The 18,617-nt window shown below is 69.9% G+C and carries 13 protein-coding genes; 6 read left to right on the forward strand and 7 right to left on the reverse strand.

Annotated elements, in window-relative coordinates:
- Positions 1–111: 111 nt before the first annotated feature.
- On the forward strand, positions 112–417 hold the full coding sequence (locus ACSYGO_RS12035) for a ferredoxin (protein ID WP_095933199.1): 306 nt from the start codon (positions 112–114) through the stop codon (positions 415–417).
- Between the two features lie 135 nt (positions 418–552).
- Here the strand turns inward: ACSYGO_RS12035 and ACSYGO_RS12040 are convergent, their stop codons facing one another.
- The 3 genes from ACSYGO_RS12040 to ACSYGO_RS12050 all read right to left on the reverse strand — a co-directional run bounded on the left by ACSYGO_RS12040 (position 553) and on the right by ACSYGO_RS12050 (position 4,135).
- Positions 553–1,128 (reverse strand): hypothetical protein, encoded by a 576-nt coding sequence (locus tag ACSYGO_RS12040; protein WP_460386646.1) that lies wholly within the window; start codon positions 1,126–1,128, stop codon positions 553–555.
- Between the two features lie 191 nt (positions 1,129–1,319).
- Positions 1,320–2,222, reverse strand: coding sequence for a tRNA (adenine-N1)-methyltransferase (locus ACSYGO_RS12045; protein WP_028801621.1), 903 nt, complete (start codon positions 2,220–2,222; stop codon positions 1,320–1,322).
- Positions 2,223–2,338: 116 nt separating this feature from the next.
- Entirely contained in the window at positions 2,339–4,135 is a 1,797-nt protein-coding gene (locus tag ACSYGO_RS12050) for a site-2 protease family protein (protein WP_460386647.1), read from the reverse strand.
- Between the two features lie 214 nt (positions 4,136–4,349).
- Between ACSYGO_RS12050 and ACSYGO_RS12055 the strand changes: the two genes are divergently transcribed.
- On the forward strand, positions 4,350–5,258 hold the full coding sequence (locus ACSYGO_RS12055; RefSeq protein WP_432175542.1) for a RecB family exonuclease: 909 nt from the start codon (positions 4,350–4,352) through the stop codon (positions 5,256–5,258).
- Positions 5,259–5,272: 14 nt separating this feature from the next.
- Positions 5,273–5,944, forward strand: a complete 672-nt coding sequence (locus ACSYGO_RS12060; RefSeq protein WP_010988071.1) for a response regulator — start codon at positions 5,273–5,275, stop codon at positions 5,942–5,944.
- A gap of 132 nt (positions 5,945–6,076) precedes the next feature.
- Here ACSYGO_RS12060 and ACSYGO_RS12065 read toward each other — a convergent pair whose 3' ends face one another.
- The 4 genes from ACSYGO_RS12065 to metH all read right to left on the reverse strand — a co-directional run bounded on the left by ACSYGO_RS12065 (position 6,077) and on the right by metH (position 14,332).
- Positions 6,077–7,660, reverse strand: a complete 1,584-nt coding sequence (locus ACSYGO_RS12065; RefSeq protein WP_426681910.1) for an ABC transporter substrate-binding protein — start codon at positions 7,658–7,660, stop codon at positions 6,077–6,079.
- 67 nt (positions 7,661–7,727) lie between these two features.
- The gene (locus ACSYGO_RS12070; RefSeq protein WP_426681909.1) at positions 7,728–9,332 is read right to left on the reverse strand and encodes an ABC transporter substrate-binding protein; all 1,605 of its coding nucleotides are present in this window, start codon (positions 9,330–9,332) and stop codon (positions 7,728–7,730) included.
- 628 nt (positions 9,333–9,960) lie between these two features.
- Positions 9,961–10,662, reverse strand: coding sequence for an HAD family hydrolase (locus ACSYGO_RS12075; RefSeq protein ID WP_426681908.1), 702 nt, complete (start codon positions 10,660–10,662; stop codon positions 9,961–9,963).
- A 142-nt stretch (positions 10,663–10,804) separates the two neighbouring features.
- Positions 10,805–14,332: a methionine synthase gene (gene metH, locus ACSYGO_RS12080; RefSeq protein WP_426681907.1), complete on the reverse strand. Its 3,528-nt coding sequence runs from the start codon at positions 14,330–14,332 to the stop codon at positions 10,805–10,807.
- A gap of 269 nt (positions 14,333–14,601) precedes the next feature.
- On the opposite strand from metH, the gene ACSYGO_RS12085 reads away from it, so the two are divergent.
- The 3 genes from ACSYGO_RS12085 (at position 14,602) to glpK (ending at position 18,613) form a co-directional block, all read left to right on the forward strand.
- Complete coding sequence (locus ACSYGO_RS12085) at positions 14,602–15,366, forward strand: IclR family transcriptional regulator (RefSeq protein ID WP_028801629.1); 765 nt, start codon at positions 14,602–14,604, stop codon at positions 15,364–15,366.
- A 772-nt stretch (positions 15,367–16,138) separates the two neighbouring features.
- The gene (locus tag ACSYGO_RS12090) at positions 16,139–16,933 is read left to right on the forward strand and encodes an MIP/aquaporin family protein (protein ID WP_028801630.1); all 795 of its coding nucleotides are present in this window, start codon (positions 16,139–16,141) and stop codon (positions 16,931–16,933) included.
- A 141-nt stretch (positions 16,934–17,074) separates the two neighbouring features.
- Positions 17,075–18,613, forward strand: coding sequence for a glycerol kinase GlpK (gene glpK, locus ACSYGO_RS12095; RefSeq protein WP_028801631.1), 1,539 nt, complete (start codon positions 17,075–17,077; stop codon positions 18,611–18,613).
- Positions 18,614–18,617 lie beyond the last annotated feature (4 nt).

The raw sequence follows: 18,617 nt of genomic DNA on the forward strand, positions 1-18,617 counted from the left end.
CCAACATGATTGGGAAGCGGACGGAGGTAGGGTCGAAGCGTTCAACACCCGTCAGAGCTGGCCCGACTTGCAGCCACTTCGGGTCGCTCGACGCAGGAAACGGCAGGAGAAATGACCGTGCAGCAGGAGGCCGGGGTAAACGGCGAGGCGCTCGAGGTCTGGATCGATCAGGACCTCTGTACCGGCGACGGGATCTGCGCCCAGTACGCGCCGGAGGTCTTTGAGCTGGACATCGACGGTCTGGCGTACGTGAAGAGTCCCGAGGACGAGCTGCTCCAGGCCCCCGGCGCCACAACGCCCGTGCCGCTGCCGCTTCTGCGCGACGTGCAGGACTCCGCGAAGGAGTGTCCCGGCGAGTGCATCCATGTACGTCGGGTTTCGGACAGGGTCGAGGTCTACGGTCCCGACGCGGAGTGATGGCCCGGACACCCCGGGTCACCGGCTGTCCGGTTTCTCACACCCCCCGCTCCGCGGGGGGTGTTCTTTTTTGTTCGGAACCGGTCGGGCCACGCCGGGATCACCGGGACGACGTCGGGACTACACGGAGTGTGCTCACACACTCCGTGCTTCGGACGGGGTGGAGCGGACGAAAGCGCCGCCCTTCCACTGCCACTTGGCGAGGTCCTTCACGTCCGGACAGCAACTCGGTACATCGGCAGAGGAGTAGCCGAGCAGAGTGGCGGTGACCGCCCGGTCGCGCACCGCGAAGTCCGTGACGCTCAGCCGGTCCTTGGGATCGACCAGGGTGGCCACGACGCGGGGCTTCTTGTCGCCCGTGCCCTGGGTGAGGACGTAGACCCCGTTGGGCGGGGTGCCCGAGCCGGCGTCGCACCGGACGACGGCCACGGTCTCCGGGCGGCCGTCGCCGTCGAGGTCGCCGGACGCCTTCTTCTGGACGACGGCCTCGGCCGGGCCGCACTCGATCGGGAAGGCGACGCCGGCCGGGTCGGGGGCCGCCGCCGGGGCCGCCGCGGTCCTGGCGCCCGGGCGCGGCTGGGCCGCTGTCGCGGAGTCGGGCTGCAGGACGGAGGAGAGCGCGACCACACCGGCGATGGCGGTGGCCGTGGCGACCCACTGGATGGGGCTGGTGTGCGTGTGTGCCAGTTCCGGGACGGCGGATTGCTGCACTAGGAGTGTCTCCCGTGAGGGCTGTGCCGGTGGGGGTGTCCCGCATGGTGCCACACGTCACACCGTGGTGGAACGGCGGGGTCCGTACTTCTGGCTGCGTGTCAACAGAAAAGGGCCGTGGCCGAGTTCCCGGTCGCTTTCGGGAACTCGGCCACGTTCGTGGTGCGTTGGGCGGGTGTGTACCGCTCGCGTCAGCGGGCGGCTCCACCGTCGGCGTTGGGGCCGGCGTAGTCCTCGCCGTAGGCGCCCTTGGCCGGGCGGCGTCGGCGCATGGGCGGCTCGACGCCGTCCGCGAGGCGACGGGCGGTGAGCAGGAAGCCGGTGTGGCCGATCATCCTGTGGTCCGGGCGGACGGCCAGGCCCTCGATGTGCCAGTTGCGGATCATCGACTCCCAGGCCGTCGGCTCGTTGAAGCAGCCGATCTCGCGGATGGACTCGACGGTCCGCGCGAGCTGGGTGGTGGTCGCGACGTAGCAGCAGAGGATGCCGCCGGGGACGAGCGCCTTGGAGACGGCCTCCAGGCACTCCCAGGGGGCGAGCATGTCGAGGATGACGCGGTCGACGTCCGTGTCGGACAGGTTGTCCTGGAGGTCGCCGACGGTGAGCTGCCAGGCGGGGTGCGGGCCGCCGAAGTAGCGCTCCACGTTCTGCTGGGCGATCTCTGCGAAGTCCTCGCGGCGCTCGTAGGAGTGCAGCATGCCCTGGTCGCCGATGGCACGCAGCAGGAAGCTGCTGAGCGAGCCGGAGCCGACCCCCGCCTCCACGACGCGTGCGCCGGGGAAGATGTCGGCGAAGGCCAGGATCTGCCCCGCGTCCTTGGGGTAGACCACGGCGGCGCCGCGGGGCATGGACAGGACGTAGTCGGGGAGCAGGGGGCGCAGCGCAAGATAGGCGACGTTCCCCGTGGTGCGGACAACGCTGCCCTCGGGAGCGCCGATCAGCTCGTCGTGCGGGAAGGAACCCTTGTGGGTGTGGAAGTTCTTCCCCGCTTCGAGCGTGAACGTGTAGTGGCGGCCCTTGGGGTCGGTCAGCTGAACCTGGTCCCCGACCTTGAAGGGCCCGCGCCTGCGGGCGGCACCGGTCGGTTCGGACATGTGAACAGCCTACCGGTCCCGGCGGGGGCCACCGACCAGCCCGCGGGAGACAGGCCCCGGGGGCTGTCCGACCGTTCCCGGCGTCGCCGGGCCGGCGGGAACTGTCGGGCAAGGGCCTAGGACGGCTGCCGCGCCATGGCCTTCACGAAGGCGCGCTCCACGTCCGCGGCCGACAGCACTCCGTAGATCTCGCCGGACTCCTCGACCACCAGGTACTCGGTGGCCGGCGTCGCGCGCAGCACGTCCAGGAGTTCCTCGCCGGCGAGCTCGGCGGACACCCGCATCCCGTCGGTCAGGTCCTGGGCGAGGCCGCTGACCGCGACCCAGGGCCGGCGGTGCTCCGGTACGCCGACGATGGCGGCCTCACGGACGAGGGAGAGCGGTTCGCCGTCGGCGTCGACCACGACCAGGGCGCGGGCGCCGACCTCGTTGGCGCGGCGCAGCGCCTCAGAGAGCGGGGTGTCGGTCTCCACCGGGACCGCGCGCCGGGTGAGCGAGCGGGCCCGCAGCTCGGGCAGGTGCTCGCGCAGGCGGGCCATCCGCAGGCTGTTGCCCGCGCCGGTCCAGATGATCGCGGCGAGGATCGCGGCGAGCAGGGCGTCCGTGACGGTGTCCATGCCGCCGAGGTCGTCCGGGGCGTCGCCGATCATTCCGGACTGGGTGAGCAGGGGAAGCCCGATCAGTACGGAGACGGCGAGGGCCCGGCCGAACCAGGCGGCGGCGACGGTGCCGCTCATCGGCTTGCCGGTGAGCTTCCACACCACGGCGCGGAGCATGCGGCCGCCGTCGAGGGGCAGGCCGGGCAGCAGGTTGAAGGCCGCCACGATGAGGTTGGAGATCATCAGCCCGGCGAGCAGGACGCCCGGTACGGTGCCCGGTTCCACGGTCTGCATGGCCAGGTAGAAGACGCCGGACAGGACGAGCGAGAGCAGCGGGCCGACGAAGGCCAGCACGAACTCCCGGCCCGGGGTCTCGGCCTCCTTCTCGATCTCCGACACCCCGCCGAAGAACTGGAGCTGGATCCGGCGTACCGGCAGCTTGAAGCGGAGGGCGGCGACGGTGTGGGCCAGCTCGTGGACCAGTACGGACGCGTAGAACGCGACCGCGAAGAAGAGGGAGACCAGGTAGCGGGCGGCGCCGAGGTCCGGCAGCACGCGGTCGAGCTGGCCGCCGAACACCCAGGTGATCAGCGCGGCCACGAGGAACCAGCTCGGCGCGACGTACACCGGGACGCCGAAGGGCCGCCCCATGAGCAGTCCGCCGCCGGGCTCCCGGCCGCGCCGCGGGGGCTGTCCGCCGCCGCCCTCCGAGCGTGCCCGGGTCCGGGACTCCCCCGCCGGGGCGGCGGACGCGGACGTCGGGTGCTCCCGCGGTTCAGCGGTGCCGGCCGGCTTCGTCAGGATGGTCGTGGGGGCGTCGTCGGGATCGTCGCCGCCGGACCGCGCCTCGCGTACCGGGCCCGACGGGGCGCGGGGTCCGTCGGGAGCTTCGGTGACGGTGCCGCGCCCGGACGAGTCAGGGGTGCCGCCGGCCTGCTCGGAGTCGTCGGTGCGGGACCGCTTCCCGGGCTCCTGGGTGCCGTCCCCGGCACCGCGCGGGGCACTCTCGGCGCCTTCTTCGTCCGTGTCGCGCGCGGCGCCGCCGTCCCCGGCGCTCCCGGCCGGCTTGTCCGAGGCGGACGCGCGGGCTCCCGGGCCGCCGTCCGCCGCCGCCGTGTCCGCGCCGTTGGCGCCGGAGGAGGGCCGGGGCTCGTCGTCGCCCGGTGCCGCGGGCTCCGACCCGCCGTGCGGGTCGGACCCTGCCGGTCCGGGGCGCGGGGCGTCCGCGGCCGGCCCCGGGGAGGCCTGGGGCCTCTCGTGGCGCTCGGTCGCTTCGTCGGTACGCGGCTGCCCGCTCCCGCCGCTCTCGTCCACGATGTCCCCTCGTTCGAAGCGTCCCCCGCCCCGGTCCTGCGGAACGGGAGGGTCTCTGCTCGATGGTATGCGGCCGTCGCGATGCGTTCCGCCCCGGCACCCCCTCCGTTTTCCGTGCCTTCGCCCGCACCCGGGCCCTCTGCCGTCACGGCCGTCCGCGTCACGGCCGCGCAGGGGTGCGGCACTGTCAGTGGCGGGCCGTAAGGTCTTCGTCATGGAAACCAGCACCGAGGGCACGGGGACGGGCGCCGACAGCCCCGCGGGCCCGGCCGCCGCGCCGCCCGCGTCGCTTTCGCCCTCGCGCGCCAGTGACTTCATGCAGTGTCCGCTGCTGTACCGGTTCCGGGTGATCGACCGGCTGCCCGAGAAGCCGAGCGAGGCGGCGACGCGCGGCACTCTGGTGCACGCCGTGCTGGAGCGGCTCTTCGACGCCCCGGCGGTCGACCGGACCGCGCCGCGCGCCAAGTCGCTGATCCCGGGTCAGTGGGACCGGCTGCGGGAGACCAAGCCGGAGGTCGCGGAGCTGTTCGCCGACGACCCGGAGGGCGAGCGGCTGGCCCGCTGGCTCGGTGAGGCCGAGCAGTTGGTGGAGCGCTGGTTCACGCTGGAGGACCCGACCCGGCTGGAGCCCGCCGAGCGGGAGCTGTTCGTCGAGGCGCGGCTGGACTCCGGGCTGAAGCTGCGCGGCATCATCGACCGCGTCGACGTGGCGCCCACCGGTGACGTCCGGATCGTCGACTACAAGACGGGCAAGGCCCCGCGCCCCGAGTACGCGGAGGGTGCCCTGTTCCAGATGAAGTTCTACGCCCTGGTGGTGTGGCGGCTGAAGCAGGTGGTCCCGCGCCGGCTCCAGCTCGTCTACCTCGGCAGCGGTGACGTGCTGACCTACGACCCGGTGATCGCGGACCTGGAGCGTGTCGAGCGCAAGCTGCTGGCCCTGTGGGACGCGATCCGGCAGGCCACCGAGACGGGCGACTGGCGGCCGCGGCCGACCAAGCTCTGCGGCTGGTGCGACCACCAGGCGGTGTGTCCGGAATTCGGCGGTACTCCCCCGCCGTATCCGCTCCCCGTCAGGGCGCCGCAGTCCGGTGTCACCGAGCAGGGCAGAATGGGGCCGGACTAGCGAAGGAGACTTACGTGGCCATCCGCGTCCTACTGGTCGACGACCAGCCGCTGCTGCGCACCGGCTTCCGGATGATCCTGGAGGCGGAGCAGGACCTCGCGGTCGTCGGCGAGGCCGGAGACGGCCTCCAGGCCCTCGACCAGGTCCGCGCACTGCAGCCCGATGTGGTTCTGATGGACATCCGTATGCCGCGGATGGACGGTGTCGAGGCGACCCGGCAGATCACCGGTCCCGGCCGGGACGGTCCGGCGAAGGTCCTCGTGCTGACGACGTTCGACCTCGACGAGTACGTGGTGGAGGCGTTGCGCGCGGGCGCCAGCGGCTTCCTCCTCAAGGACGCGCCGGCCAATGAGCTGGTGCAGGCGATCCGGGTGGTCGCGGCCGGTGAGGCGATGCTCGCGCCGAGCATCACGCGCCGCCTGCTCGACAAGTACGCGGGCCATCTGCCGTCGGGCGACGAGCCGGTGCCGGACACCCTGCACACGCTGACCGAGCGCGAGGTCGAGGTGCTGAAGCTGGTGGCCCGCGGCCTGTCGAACGCGGAGATCGCCGCCGACCTGTTCGTCAGCGAGACCACGGTCAAGACGCATGTGGGCCATGTCCTGACCAAGCTGGGGCTGCGCGACCGGGTGCAGGCCGCGGTGTATGCGTACGAGAGCGGGCTGGTGCGCCCGGGCGCGCAGTAGGGCCCGCACATCTGGAGCGGCGCGCAGGTGGCCGCACCTGGACGGCACGAAGGGCGCCCCTGTCCGGAGAGAACCGGACAGGGGCGCCCTTCGTCGTCCGCGCGGACCGCGCACGGCGGCCGCGCGGAGCGGTCAGCCCTTGCTGATCTCCCAGAAGCGGAAGACGGTCGAGGCGTCGAGGCAGTACTCCAGGCCGTAGACGTTGTCGCGGACGACGGCGTACTGCTTGGCCTGCCAGATCGGGATCATGGGCAGCTCGTCGGCCACCACGTCCTGGAGCTTGCCGTAGTCGGCGTCGGTGGAGGCGCGGTCGCTCTCGGCCGCCGTCTTCGGGATGAGGTGCCCGGTGATCGTGCTGTTGGTGAAGTTGTTGCTCAGCACGTTGCCCTTGCCGAAGAAGGGGGCGGTGAAGTTGTCCGGGTCCGGGTAGTCCGGCACCCAGCCCTTCACGTACACGCCGTACTTGCCCTTGGCGATGTCCTTCTCGTACTGGTCGTAGGGGACGGACTTCACGGTCGCGTCGAACAGCCCGCTGGCGTCGAGCTGCTTGGCGATCGCGTCGAACTCCTGGTCGGTGGCCGGTCCGTAACGCGAAGGAGTCGACCAGAGGGTGAGGCGCACCTTGCCGGTGATGCCCTCGGCACGCAGCGCGGCCTCGGCCTTGGACTTCGACGGGCGGGCGCCGTAGGTGTCGAAGAAGGACGTGTTGTGGCCGGTGATGCCCGCCGGGATGATCGAGTAGAGGGGCGTCGCCGTGTCCTCGTAGACCTGGCTGACCAGGGCCTCGCGGTCGAGGAGGTAGGCGATGGCCTTGCGCACGCCCAGTTTGCCGGTCACCGGGTCGTCCATGTTGAAGACGAGGTGCTGGACTTCGGCGCTGCTGCCCTCGACGACGTTGATGCCCAGGCCGGTCGTGGTGTCGTCCTCGATGTCCGCGATGTCATTGGCGGAGAGGCCTCGGTAGGCGAGGTCGATCTGGTCGCTCAGCAGCGCGTTCTTCAGGGCGGCCTGGTCGCCGTGGAAGAACTTGAGCGTGACACCGGAGTTGTTGACCTCGGCGTTGCCACGGTAGCCGTCGTTGACGGAGAAGACGGCCTTGTCCTTGCTGAACGAGTCCAGCTTGTACGGGCCCGAGCCCACGGCCCGGTTGTCCTTGCGCAGTCCGTCCGAGGAGTACTGCCGGTGGTCGACGATCGAGCCCGCGCCGGAGGCGATCTTGCTCGGGAAGGTGGCGTCGGCGTACTTGAGGTGGAAGACGACGGTCTTCTCGTCCGGAGTCTGCACCGAGCCGAGCATGGGGAACATGATCGCCGGTCCGGCCGCGTCGTCGATCTTCAGCAGGCGGTCGAAGGAGTACTTCACGTCCTTCGAGGTGAGCGCGTCGCCGTTGCTGAACTTCAGCCCGTCGCGCAGCGTGCACTTGTAGACCGTGGTCGCGGTGTCGGTGAACGCGCAGTCCTTGGCCGCCTCGGGCTCCGGTTCGGTGCCGCCCTTGGGGAAGCTCAGCAACGACTGGAACACGTTGTTGAACAACAGCCAGGAGCCGGGGTCGTAGCCGGAAGCGGGGTCGGTCGCCAGGACGTCGTCCGACATTCCCATGACGATGGCGGAGCCGTCGCCCGAGGAGCCGCCCGTGTCCGAGCCGCATCCGGTGAGAACGCCGACGGCCAGCCCCGCCGCTATGGACAGAACCGGCCACTTCTTGCGCATGTTCACGTGCATGAGCCTTGTCGTCGGGTCCCGGCACCCCGGGGCCGTGAAGGCCCCGGGGCGGGGAGGTCTGTCAGCCGCTCACACCTCGGCCGAGCTCCCACAGCTGGAGCGTCGAGGAGGAGTTGAGCGCCCACTCCGAACCGGTGATGTCGTCCCGGGTGGCGATGTACTGCTTACCCTGCCACAGCGGCAGCACGGGCACATCGTTGGCCACGATGTCCTGGATCTCGGTGAGACTCTTCGACGCGGTGAGGCGGTCCGCCTCGCGCCGGGACTCCGGGATCAGGTTGTTGTTGACCTGGCTGTTCGTGTACGGCGAGCCGAGGAAGTTGTCCTTGTCGAGGAACGGCGCCAGGTAGTTGTCGGCGTCCGGGAAGTCGGGGAACCAACCCATGCCGTAGACGTCGTAGTCGCCCGCCTTCTCGGCCGGACGGAACTTGTCCCAGGTCGTGCCGGCGATGCTGACGTCGAACAGACCGCTGTCGTTCAGCTGCTTCTTCAGCACCTGGAACTCGGGCTTGGTGGCCGCACCGTAGTGGTCGGTCGTGTAGTGCAGGGTGAGCTTGACCGGGGTGGTGATGCCGGCCTTGGTCAGCATCGACTTGGCCTTGTTGACGCTCGGGTCCCCGTACTTGTTGAAGAACGAGTTGGAGTGACCGGTGATGGTCGCCGGGACGAGCGAGTAGAGCGGCTCGGCCTGGGAGCCGTACACCTTGGCGACGAGCTCGCCGCGGTTGATGATCTGGGCCATGGCCTGGCGGACGGCCCGGGTCTTCACCGTCGGGGCGTCGGTGTTGAAGGCCAGGTAGCGGATCTCCAGACCCGGCATCTCGTTGAGGTCGATGTCGCTGTCGGTGGCGGTGCCGAGCTTGTTGATCTGGTCGGGCGTCATCGAGCGGGTCATCAGGTCGATGTCGCCCTTTTCGAGCGCCGTGCCCATGGCGTCGGCGCTGTCGAAGGAGCGCATCTCGACCTTGGAGTTCTTCACCTTCAACTGCCCCTTGTAATTGGGGTTCTTGGTGAAGACGGCCTTGACGAGCTTGTCGCCCTCGACCTCGGACTCCAGGGTGTACGGGCCGGAACCGTCCACGGCGAAGCCGTCGCGGAGCTTGTTCTTCTCGTAGTCCTTGGCGCTCACGATGCCGGCGACCGGCGTCGACAGCTTGAACGGGAAGGTGGCGTCCGCGGTCTTGAGGTGGAAGATCACCTCACGGTCGCCGCGCGTCTCGACGGTGTCGATCGTGGACAGCAGCGCGAACACGCCGCTGTCGGCCTTGATGGACCGGGCGCGGTCGATCGAGAACTTGACGTCCTTGGCGGTGATGCTGTCGCCGTTCGCGAACTTCAGGCCCTCGCGGAGCGTGCAGGTGTAACGCTCGTTGCCGGTGTCCGTGAAGCCGCACTTCTCGGCGGCCTCGGGCTCGGGCTCGCCGTCGCCGCGCGGCTGGATCATCAGCGTCTGCACGGTCTGGCGGAGGATGTTCCAGGTACCGACGTCGTAGGCGTAGGCCGGGTCGACCGGAGCCGGCGCATCCTTCGATTCGGTGAACACGTCCGTGGTACCGACAACGATGGCATCGCCGCTGTTGCTGCCGCTGTCGGACCCACCACACGCGGCGAGCACAGGGGCGAGCAGACCGACCACGGCCGGCAGCACCAAAGTCTTGCGGTTCATGCTCGAAGTTCTCCAGAGCTGTAGATTCCACGGGCCCGCGGGCGAGGGTGTGCGGCGGGTCACGGGGATACGGCGATGTTCTCGCGATGAGATTAGTCCGCACCAGCACGACCGCCCGCAGGTACCGGAGTTGAGCCCCCATCACGCTGCGAAACCGGGCGCGGACGCACCGATAACCCGACAGTGGAAGGTTTAGTGCAGCATTCCACCAATCGGGACACAAGGGCGCGCCGACCACCCAGAATTGGCGGATGGCGGCATATGGGGGACCGGTTGTCGACCCCCTGGAAAGTGACGAACGTCACAGCATCAACTGGGTTGGCGAGTACCGGAATTCAGCCATCCGGTCGGGAAATGCATCACCCGGGAAGCCTCCCCCGGGTCACTCCGGGGGTCCTTGCGGGCTTCCTGTGAGCCCCCTGTGGGACTCCTCCGGCAATTCCGTGGATTCGGCCCCACGTGCTCGCCGATTCGGGTAGACACGCCAGGTGGCGCGGATTCACACACTGAGTGATTCCATTTCGCCCACTCCGACCCTCGGGCCGGTACGCAGGGTGTTCCCCTTTCGCACGCAGGGTGATTCCGCTTCCCCTGCCGAAGCGCTCGTTCCGCACGGTCGGTGCACGGGTCAGTGCATGTACGTCATCAGACCGTGGAGAAAGGGCAGGTCCACCTGTTCGAGCGAGTCGACCACGGTGCGTCCGGCGGCCGGCGCGATCGGCGCGACCGAGGGGACCGCCACCACCCGGCAGCCCGCGGCCTCGGCGGCCGCGACACCCGTCGCCGTGTCCTCGACGACGGCGCATCGGGCCGGGTCCGCCCCGAGCCCCGCGGCCGCGAGCAGATACGGGTCCGGGAACGGCTTGGTCCGCTCCACCTCGTCGCCCGCGACGCTCAGGGCGAAGTACTGGGGGCCCAGGGAGCCCAGGATGCGGTCGATGATCCGGCGGTGCGAGGCGGAGACCAGGGCGGTGGGGATCTCGTGGGCCGCCAGCTCGGCGAGCAGCCTGGCCGCGCCCGGCATCAGCGGCAGTGAGTGGCCGATACGGTCCTCGAACCCGTCGTTCAGCAGGACGGTGAGCTCGGCGAGGGGGATGTCGGCTCCGGTGGCCTCGATGAGGAAACCGGCGCTGCGGGTCATCGGACCGCCGACCACCACATGGCGCCAGGACTCGTCGAGCGTGTGACCGAGGGCCTTGAAGACCTCGACCTCCACGTCCCACCAGAAGCCCTCGGTGTCCACCAGGGTGCCGTCCATGTCGAGGAGCACGGCCTGCAGGGCGGAGCCTTCGGCCGTACGAGTACCGAGCGCGGGGACCGTACTGGTCATCCGGGCGCACCTCCTTAGAGGGACGATCAGGCCGACCGCCCCTTTTCGGCAAAGGGACAGCCGGCCTGCAGTGGACCGACCAGTGTACGACTTATCCGATCAGTGCGCGTTGCGACGCGCGGCGGTGTGCCGCGCGGCACACTCAGCGGGCGTTGAAGTACTTCGCCTCCGGGTGGTGGATGACGATGGCGTCCGTGGACTGCTCCGGGTGCAGCTGGAACTCCTCGGACAGGTGGACGCCGATGCGCTCCGGCTCCAGCAGACGGGCGATCTTGCCCCGGTCCTCCAGGTCGGGGCAGGCCCCGTAGCCGAGCGAGAAGCGGGCCCCGCGGTACTTGAGGTCGAACATGTCCTCGATGGCGGCCGGGTCCTCGCCGGCGAAGCCCAGCTCGGACCGCACGCGCGCGTGCCAGTACTCGGCGAGCGCCTCGGCCAGCTGCACGGACAGGCCGTGCAGTTCGAGGTAGTCGCGGTAGGAGTTGGACTCGAAGAGCTTGGCGGTCTCCTCGCCGATGCGCGAGCCCACGGTGACGACCTGGAGGCCCACGACGTCCGTCTCACCGGACTCCTCCGGGCGGAAGAAGTCGGCCAGACACAGCCGGCGGCCACGGCGCTGACGGGGGAAGGTGAACCGGGTCCGCTCGTTGCCCCGCTCGTCCAGGATGATCAGGTCGTCGTCCTTGGACACGCACGGGAAGTAGCCGTGGACCACCGCCGCTTCCAGCAGGTTCTCGGTCTGGAGCCGGTCCAGCAGTCCGCGCAGCCGCGGCCTGCCCTCGGTCTCGACCAGTTCCTCGTACGTCGGCCCGTCGCCCGTGCGGGCCTGCTTGAGGCCCCACTGCCCCTTGAACAGGGCGCCCTCGTCCAGCCAGGAGGCGTACTCCTTGAGCTGGATCCCCTTGATGACGCGGGTCCCCCAAAACGGCGGCGTCGGCACCGGGTTGTCGACGGCGACGTCGGAGCGGACGTGGCCCTCCTCGGGCCGCTCCTCGACGACCGTGTTCGCCGCGGCCCGCACCCGGCGCTGCTTCAGCTCGGGCAGCACCGCGCCGGGCACCCCGCGCTTGACGCCGATCAGCGCGTCCATCAGGCGCAGGCCCTCGAAGGCGTCCCGGGCGTAGCGCACCTCGCCCTGGTAGATCTCGTGCAGGTCCTGCTCGACGTACGCCCTGGTCAGGGCGGCGCCGCCGAGGATCACCGGGTAGTCGGCGGACAGGCCCCGCTGGTTCAGCTCCTCCAGGTTCTCCTTCATGATCACCGTGGACTTGACCAGGAGCCCGGACATGCCGATGACGTCGGCGCGGTGCTCCTCGGCCGCTTCCAGGATCGCGGAGACCGGCTGCTTGATGCCGAGGTTGACGACGTTGTAGCCGTTGTTGGACAGGATGATGTCGACGAGGTTCTTGCCGATGTCGTGGACGTCGCCGCGCACGGTGGCGAGCACGATGGTGCCCTTGCCCTCGGCGTCGGACTTCTCCATGTGCGGTTCGAGGTAGGCGACGGCCGACTTCATGACCTCGGCGGACTGGAGCACGAAGGGCAGCTGCATCTGGCCGGAGCCGAACAGCTCACCGACGACCTTCATGCCGTCGAGCAGTGTCTCGTTGACGATGTCGAGGGCGGGGCGGTCCGTCAGGGCCTCGTCGAGGTCGGTTTCCAGGCCGTTCTTCTCGCCGTCGATGATGCGCCGCTTGAGCCGCTCGTCCAGCGGCAGCGCGGCCAGTTCCTCGGCCTTGCCGGCCTTCAGCGACTTGGTGGTGGCGCCCTCGAACAGGGCCATCAGCTTCTGCAGCGGGTCGTAGCCCTCGGCACGCCGGTCGTAGATGAGGTCGAGGGCCGTCTTGACCTGCTCCTCGTCGAACCGGGCGATCGGCAGGATCTTGGACGCGTGGACGATCGCCGAGTCGAGGCCCGCCTTGACGCACTCGTCGAGGAAGACCGAGTTCAGCAGGATGCGGGCGGCCGGGTTGAGTCCGAAGGAGATGTTGGACAGGCCCAGCGTGGTCTGCACGTCCGGGCGGCGGCGCTTGAGCTCACGGATCGCCTCGATCGTCGCGATGCCGTCGCCCCGCGACTCCTCCTGGCCGGTGCAGATCGTGAAGGTGAGGCAGTCGATGAGGATGTCGGACTCGTGGATGCCCCAGTTGGCCGTCAGGTCCTCGATGAGCCGCTCGGCGATCGCCACCTTGGTCTCGACGGTGCGGGCCTGCCCCTCCTCGTCGATGGTCAGCGCGATCAGCGCGGCTCCGTGCTCCTGCGCCAGCCGGGTGACCTTGGCAAAGCGGGACTCGGGGCCGTCGCCGTCCTCGTAGTTGACCGAGTTGATGACCGCGCGGCCGCCCAGCTTCTCCAGGCCGGCGCGGATCACGTCCACCTCGGTGGAGTCGAGGACGATCGGCAGCGTGGACGCGGTGGCGAAGCGTCCGGCCAGCTCCTCCATGTCCGAGACGCCGTCGCGGCCCACGTAGTCGACGCACAGGTCGAGCATGTGCGCGCCCTCGCGGATCTGGTCGCGGGCCATCTCCACGCAGTCGTCCCAGCGGCCTTCCAGCATGGCCTCGCGGAACTTCTTGGAGCCGTTGGCGTTGGTGCGCTCGCCGATCGCCATGTACGCGGTGTCCTGGCGGAAGGGCACGGTCTGGTAGAGGGAGGCCGCGCCGGGCTCCGGCTGCGGGTTGCGCTCGCCGGGCCGGGCCTCGCGGACCCGCTCGACCAGCCGGCGCAGGTGCTCGGGGGTGGTACCGCAGCAGCCGCCGACGAGGGAGAGGCCGTAGTCGCGTACGAAGGTCTCCTGGGCGTCGGCCAGTCCCTCGGGGCCGAGCGGGAAGTGCGCGCCGTCCTTGGTGAGGACGGGCAGGCCGGCGTTCGGCATGCACAGCAGGGGGATGCGGGAGTGGCGGGTGAGGTAGCGCAGGTGCTCGCTCATCTCCGCGGGGCCGGTCGAGCAGTTCAGACCGATCATGTCGATGCCGAGCGGCTCCAGCGCGGTGAGCGCCGCGCCGATCTCGGAGCCCAGCAGCATCGTGCCGGTCGTCTCGAAGGCCATCGAGCACAGCAGCGGCAGGTTCGCTCCGGTCGCGTCCATCGCCCGGCGTGCCCCCAGCAGCGAGGCCTTGGTCTGCAGGAGGTCCTGGGTGGTCTCCACGATCAGGGCGTCGGCGCCGCCGGCGATCAGGCCCTCGGCGTTCGCCTGGAAGCCGTCGCGCAGCGTGGTGTAGGAGACGTGCCCGAGCGTGGGCAGCTTGGTGCCGGGGCCGATGGAGCCGAGCACCCAGCGCTGTCGGCCGTCGCGGGCGCCGAACTCGTCGGCGACCTCACGCGCGATCCGGGCGCCGGCCTCGGACAGTTCGTGGACGCGGTCGGCGATGTCGTACTCGGCCATCGCCGAGTGGTTCGCGCCGAAGGTGTTCGTCTCGACGCAGTCGACGCCCACCTCGAAGTAGGCCTCGTGGACGGAGCGGACGATGTCGGGGCGCGTGAGGTTCAGGATCTCGTTGCAGCCTTCGAGGTTCTCGAAGTCCTCCAGCGTGGGGTCCTGCGCCTGGAGCATCGTGCCCATCGCGCCGTCTGCCACCACGACTCGGGTGGCCAGCGCCTCTCGGAGGGCGTCGGTTCGCCTCCGGCTCCCGGAGAGATCGGACGAAAGGGACGGGTTCGGCAACGAGGCCATGAAGGTGCTCCCTGGAGTGCGACGGCTGTCGGCTTTGCGCTTCCCATGGAAGGCGCACGCCGTCAGGGTAGCCCGGAGCGCCGCTGGAGGGTCAGGGGCGTCCACGGGGCGGACGGGTGTGGCGCGCGGGGCGGGGGTGCGGGCACGGACCGAACATGTGACGAGCACCCATTAGCGGGAGATCGGCAACGACCGGTAGTGTTCGACATTGCCGAACGGCGGCAGTGAGTTGCGCGCCGACGGTCGAAGGGGACGGAGGCAGCACGGCGATGGCACGGAACATCCAGTCGCTCGAACGGGCGGCGGCGATGCTGCGGCTGCTCGCGGGCGGCGAGCGGCAGCTGGGCCTGTCGGACATCGCCTCGTCGCTGGGCCTGGCCAAGGGTACGGCCCACGGCATACTGCGGACCCTCCAGCAGGAGGGGTTCGTCGAGCAGGACACGGCCTCCGGGCGCTATCAGCTGGGCGCGGAGCTGCTGCGGCTGGGCACCACGTACCTGGACGTGCACGAGCTGCGGGCGCGCGCGCTGGTGTGGACCGACGACCTGGCCCGCTCCAGCGGGGAGAGCGTCTATCTGGGCGTGCTGCACCAGCAGGGCGTGCTGATCGTGCACCACGTGTTCCGGCCCGACGACAGCCGTCAGGTCCTGGAGGTCGGGGCCATGCAGCCGCTGCACTCCACGGCCCTCGGCAAGGTCCTGTCGGCGTACGACCCGGTGGCCCACAGCGAGGTCCTGGAGGCCGAGCGCAAGACGTTCACGCCGCGTACGGTCAGCGAGCTCGACCAGTTCGAGGGCGTGCTCGACATGACCCGGGCGCGCGGGTACGCCGAGGACGTCGAGGAGACCTGGACGGGGGTCGCCTCGATCGCCGCACCCATCCACAACAGGCGGCGGATGCCGGTGGGAGCGGTGGGCGTCACCGGTGCGGTGGAGCGGGTCTGCAAGGACGGTGAGCTGCGGCCGGACCTGATCGCGGCGGTACGGGACTGTGCGCGTGCGGTGTCCCGGGACCTGGGCGCCGGCCGCTTCTGACGCCCACGCGGTCCCCGGAACCTGTGTGTTCCGGGGACCGTCTTTTGGTGCCGCACACCCGCCCCGGGGGGCCGTCTGCACACGCGCCTGCGACCCCGTCAGGGGCGCGAGGAACTGCGCGAGCAACCCACCACAACCCGCACCCGCCGACAGGCCACCCCCGGCAGACACGACCGCGGCCCCGCGAGGGCTGAGCGCACAGTCCCCCCGCGCCCCTCACCGGAGCCCCTCAGGGGCGCGAGGAACTGCGCGAGCAACCCACCACAACCCGCACCCGCCGACGGGCCACCCCCGGCAGACGCGACCGCGGCCCCGCGAGGGCTGAGCGCACAGTTCCCCGCGCCCCTGACGGGGCGCTGTCCACCGCAGCGCCGGCCCGCCCGCCAAGGGGGCGAGCAACCCGCCACGACCCGCCCCCGCCCAGGGACCACCCCCGCACCCCGCGGCAGCGGCCCGCAGGGGCCGGGCGCAGAAACACCGGCAACCGAGCGGAGCGCAAAGTGGCCGGTCGGACGCGGTCCGGAGCCCCCTCAAGATCAATAGCCCGCATCGATCAATAACGATCGAGTTTTCGATACCAGAGCTCTTGACGAGGCGCTTACACGAGAGCAAGACTCCCGTCCATCGGTCGGCATTGTCGAACACCTACCGGCAATACGCGCTAGAGTGTGGCAACGCCAAGGGCCGGCATCGCTCTCATTCCCCGAGAGCACGAACCACCGGAGGGACCCGGGGTTCGGCTTCCCCTGGACGAAGGACAAAGGAGTCGCGGGTGTCCAGCTCCGACATCTTCATCGGCGAGACCATCGGTACCGCCGTACTCATCCTGCTGGGCGGCGGCGTCTGCGCCGCCGTCACACTGAAGGCCTCCAAGGCGCGCAACGCCGGATGGCTCGCCATCACCTTCGGGTGGGGCTTCGCGGTCCTCACCGCGGTCTACATCTCGGCGCCCCTCTCCGGCGCGCACCTGAACCCGGCCGTGACGCTCGCGCTCGCGATCAAGGACAACGACTTCAGCAACGTCGCCACCTACTTCGCCGGACAGATGCTCGGCGCGATGATCGGTGCCGCACTGGTCTGGGCGGCCTACTACGGCCAGTTCCACGCACACCTCACCGACCGCGAGATCGTCGGCGGCCCGGGTGCGCAGGCCACCAAGACCAAGGCCGTCGAGGCCCAGGAGACCGGCGCGGGCCCCGTGCTCGGTGTCTTCTCCACCGGCCCCGAGATCCGCAACGTGGTGCAGAACCTCGCCACGGAGATCATCGGCACCGTCGTACTCGTCCTCGCGGTCCTCACCCAGGGCCTGAACGACAACGGCAACGGCCTGGGCACCCTCGGCGCCCTGATCACCGCGCTCGTGGTGGTGAGCATCGGCCTCTCCCTGGGCGGCCCCACGGGGTACGCGATCAACCCGGCCCGTGACCTCGGTCCGCGCATCGTGCACGCCCTGCTCCCCCTGCCCAACAAGGGCGGTTCCGACTGGAGCTACGCCTGGATCCCGATCGCCGGTCCGCTCATCGGCGGCGCGATCGCGGCAGGCATATACAACGTCGCCTTCGCTTAAGAGGACAGCCTGTAAGCGCACAGCTTGAGCAAGGCTCGGAGCACCCGCTCGCAAGCCAGCAAGCCGTACAGCACCACAGCACCGCTTGAAGCACCGCGCCGTAGAAAAGCCCCTCTCATACGGAACTTCCAGGAGCACACCGTGACCGACGCACACACCGCCGGCCCCTTCATCGCCGCCATCGACCAGGGGACGACCTCGTCCCGCTGCATCGTCTTCGACCGCGACGGACGCATCGTCTCCGTCGACCAGAAGGAGCACGAGCAGATCTTCCCGAAGCCGGGCTGGGTCGAGCACAACGCCGCCGAGATCTGGACCAACGTCCAGGAGGTCGTCGCCGGGGCCATCGAGAAGGCCGGCATCACCCGCGACGACATCAAGGCCATCGGCATCACCAACCAGCGTGAGACCACGCTGCTCTGGGACAAGAACACCGGTGAGCCCGTCCACAACGCCCTCGTCTGGCAGGACACCCGCACCGACGCGCTCTGCAAGGAACTGGGCCGCAACGTCGGCCAGGACCGCTTCCGCCGCGAGACCGGCCTGCCGCTCGCGTCGTACTTCGCCGGCCCCAAGGCCCGCTGGCTGCTCGACAACGTCGAGGGCCTGCGGGAGCGCGCCGAGGCCGGGGACATCCTCTTCGGCACCATGGACACCTGGGTCATCTGGAACCTGACCGGCGGTGTCAACGGCGGCAAGCACGTCACCGACGTGACCAACGCCTCCCGCACCATGCTGATGAACCTGCACACCATGCAGTGGGACGAGAAGATCGCCGAGTCCATCGGCGTTCCGCTGGCGATGCTGCCGGAGATCCGTTCCTCCGCCGAGGTGTACGGCGAGATCACCGGCGGGAAGCTCGGCGACCTGCTCGGCGGCATCCCCGTCGCCTCCGCGCTCGGCGACCAGCAGGCGGCCCTGTTCGGCCAGACCTGCTTCTCCGAGGGCGAGGCCAAGTCCACGTACGGCACCGGCACCTTCATGCTGATGAACACCGGTGACAAGATCATCAACTCGTACAGCGGACTGCTGACCACCGTGGGCTACCAGATCGGCGACGAGGCGCCGGTCTACGCCCTGGAGGGCTCCATCGCCGTCACCGGTTCGCTGGTGCAGTGGATGCGCGACCAGATGGGCCTCATCAAGTCCGCCGCCGAGATCGAGACCCTCGCGTCGTCGGTCGAGGACAACGGCGGCGCCTACTTCGTGCCGGCCTTCTCCGGTCTGTTCGCCCCGTACTGGCGTTCCGACGCCCGCGGTGTGATCGCCGGCCTGACCCGGTACGTCACCAAGGCGCACATCGCGCGCGCCGTCCTGGAGGCCACCGCCTGGCAGACCCGTGAGATCACCGACGCCATGACGAAGGACTCCGGCGTCGAGCTCGCGGCCCTCAAGGTCGACGGCGGCATGACCTCCAACAACCTGCTGATGCAGACCCTGGCCGACGTCCTGGACGCCCCCGTGGTGCGCCCGATGGTCGCCGAGACCACCTGCCTCGGCGCTGCCTACGCCGCCGGTCTCGCCGTCGGCTTCTGGTCCAACACCGAGGACCTGCGCGCCAACTGGCGCCGGGCCGCGGAGTGGACCCCGAACATGGCCGCGGAGACCCGCGACCGTGAGTACAAGAGCTGGCTCAAGGCCGTCGAGCGGACCATGGGCTGGATCGAGGACGAGGAGTAAGAAC

It is taken from the genome of Streptomyces krungchingensis (assembly GCF_054729265.1).

Coding starts and splice junctions, on each gene's coding strand:
- ACSYGO_RS12070 (WP_426681909.1), bottom strand. CDS start 9,332: ATGAACCGCAAGACTTTGGTGCTGCCGGCCGTGGTCGGTCTGCTCGCC.
- ACSYGO_RS12045 (WP_028801621.1), bottom strand. CDS start 2,222: ATGTCCGAACCGACCGGTGCCGCCCGCAGGCGCGGGCCCTTCAAGGTC.
- ACSYGO_RS12055 (WP_432175542.1), top strand. CDS start 4,350: ATGGAAACCAGCACCGAGGGCACGGGGACGGGCGCCGACAGCCCCGCG.
- ACSYGO_RS12035 (WP_095933199.1), top strand. CDS start 112: ATGACCGTGCAGCAGGAGGCCGGGGTAAACGGCGAGGCGCTCGAGGTC.
- metH (WP_426681907.1), bottom strand. CDS start 14,332: ATGGCCTCGTTGCCGAACCCGTCCCTTTCGTCCGATCTCTCCGGGAGC.
- ACSYGO_RS12075 (WP_426681908.1), bottom strand. CDS start 10,662: ATGACCAGTACGGTCCCCGCGCTCGGTACTCGTACGGCCGAAGGCTCC.
- ACSYGO_RS12085 (WP_028801629.1), top strand. CDS start 14,602: ATGGCACGGAACATCCAGTCGCTCGAACGGGCGGCGGCGATGCTGCGG.